Origin of the sequence: Prochlorococcus sp. MIT 1303 (assembly GCF_001631965.1) — a bacterium.
GTDB lineage: Bacteria > Cyanobacteriota > Cyanobacteriia > PCC-6307 > Cyanobiaceae > Prochlorococcus > Prochlorococcus marinus_D.
The window spans coordinates 1-1,775 of record NZ_LVHK01000014.1 but is presented as its reverse complement, the minus strand read 5'-3'; the positions used below and the strand labels follow the sequence as shown (position 1 = coordinate 1,775).

Genomic DNA, 1,775 nt, shown 5'->3' with positions numbered 1-1,775 from the left:
TATGAACCAGCCCAAATTCAAATCGAGCTGAACCAGTTTTGAGGTTGCCGCGACCCTCCAGGCGCACAGACATGGTGCTCGCGTGATGCAGTGTTTTTGGTCCCAATCCCAAGGCTTCAGGCCAAGCTGAAAGGGAGCCATTGGCCAATTAAATAATTCAATTAGCATTAACGGTAATAATTTAAGACTGGCCATAATGAGCAATGTTTAAATAATCACCATTAATATGTCCTGTTGCCTATACAATTGCTAAAATAAATAAAGATTCATAGTCTCAATGGCTCAAATTTACCCCAACCCAAACAAGGTAGGCTCAACAATTAGTTTTACTGACGGTGATTTTAATAGTGCTAACTTTGACAATCATGGAACTCTAATAAACAATGGCAGCGGGACCTTTACAAACAAAAGCGGTATTATTTCTAATACTGGAAAGTTTTCCAGTATTGATATGAATTCAGGTATCACTAATAAAAGTGGCGCCACAATTAGCAACAGCGGGCATTTCAAGTTTTACGCACTAGACAATTACTCGATTATCAATAACAATAGTGGTGGAACTATCTCTCTCTATGGTGGTGGCTCACTCATCTGTCAGCTTGATCAATGCGTTATCAATAATAACAGTGGGGCTACTTTTACAATTGCCGAAGACTGGGTGGCTGGTGGTGATCATGGCGAGTTTGATATTAATGGCATCCTGAACAACAATCTCGGCGGCACGTTTAATAACAATGGTAATGTCAGTACCGAACGGGGAGATACTGCCGCTGGTGTGATCAACAATAATGGCACATTTAATAATAACGCCAGATTGTATAATTATTATTCAACTTTAACGAATAACGGTATTGTTAACAACAAGGGCATAGTCGAAAATGATATGAATGGAAAATTTGTTAATAATAGTGGTGCTACATTAAATAATATTCAGAGTGCACAGAGTGGTGCATATTCTGCACTCAACGTCAAATCCTCCTTTGAAAACTCTGGTACGATCAATAACAACGCTACTATCAACATTAATGGTGCTGGCTTTGTTAGCAAAGCTGGAGGCTTATTAAATAATCATGCATTTATATATAGTGATGGCATCGAGAATGCTGGTACAATCTTTAATTATGCAACTATAAACATCAATGGAGCGGGCAAGGGTATAACTAATGTAGGTTTTCTGAGTAATACCGGTAATTTAACTAACAAGGATATCAATAGTCGAATCTTAATCAATGCTGGAAGTTTAATTAATAAAGGAACTATTACTAATAACGGACTAATCGATCTTTTATCAGGCTCATCAGGCCCAGGGAGTTTTTCTAACGAGAAAGGTGCTTTACTTACGGGCACTGGTAGCACATACGGTCATATCGACAATGACGGCACAATCAATGGCGGACAATCCGCTGGTGGTTATTTAATCGACGGAAACCTTATGCACAATGCAGGTGGTAACAAAATCATTGAATTAGGAGGTCGCGACGATGCAGAACGTGACCGTATCAACACCGAACATGATTTCGTAGATATTACGGGAGACTTGATTCTGGATGGCGGTAGCCTCGATGTTTCACTGATTGATGGCTTTAAGCTTTCTGCTGGCGATTCCTTTGTGATTGCCAAAGTTGATGGAGACCTCTCTGGTGAATACGATGGCCTCAATGAAGGAGATTCAGTAGGCAGATTTAAAAGCGATAAAGGATCACCACGTGATCTCTTTATTACCTATCAAGGAGGAGATGGTAATGACATTGAGCTCTATACGAAATCACTCTTTG

At 39.7% G+C, this 1,775-nt stretch carries 1 protein-coding gene and 1 pseudogene; one reads left to right on the top strand and one right to left on the bottom strand.

Annotated features, from left to right (window positions below; translation table 11 throughout):
• Positions 1-148, bottom strand: a pseudogene (locus tag PMIT1303_RS13110) (dehydrogenase); the annotation flags it as partial.
• A gap of 129 nt (positions 149-277) precedes the next feature.
• Between PMIT1303_RS13110 and PMIT1303_RS13640 the strand changes: the two are divergent.
• A partial coding sequence (locus PMIT1303_RS13640) for a hypothetical protein (RefSeq protein ID WP_074159173.1) occupies positions 278-1,775 on the top strand: 1,498 nt, incomplete at its 3' end.